This is a genomic window from Dehalococcoidia bacterium (genome assembly GCA_021295915.1).
Taxonomy (GTDB): domain Bacteria; phylum Chloroflexota; class Dehalococcoidia; order Lucifugimonadales; family UBA1123; genus VXRN01.
The window spans coordinates 12,812-13,211 of the sequence record JAGWBK010000055.1; the positions used below are offsets into that span (position 1 = coordinate 12,812).

The window sequence follows — 400 nt, forward strand, 5'->3', positions numbered from 1 at the left end:
TGGGCGTGCGAGTTCGGCAGGTGCCGACCGTCTGATAAGTCGCGGTACAGAATGGTCATGAAGTCAGGATCGTCGATGTATCCATCCATGAGACCGTCCATCAGTGAGGCGTATCGGTTGACTCCAGTGGCAATCAATATACCCCCGTTCCTCAGCACACGACGTGCCTCGCTCAGCGCGGCCAACCGGTCCTCCCTGGCGAGCAGGTGGTACAGCGGGCCCATGAGCAGGACAAGATCGACGCTCTCATCGTGCCAACTCAGCGAGCGAGCGTCGCCCTCGGACACACTCGCCAGCGGATGGTCCGGTTGCGATGCCGATGCCTCGCGGGCCTGCTCCAGGTGCTTGGAAACCGGATCGATCAGATGGGCCTCGTAACCGAGGCTCGCCAGCCAGCGCG

General features: G+C 62.5%; 1 protein-coding gene. It reads right to left on the minus strand.

The features are described from left to right. Positions 1-400, minus strand: a 400-nt coding sequence (locus tag J4G14_13510) for a class I SAM-dependent methyltransferase (protein ID MCE2458807.1), incomplete at both ends; no start/stop codon positions are given.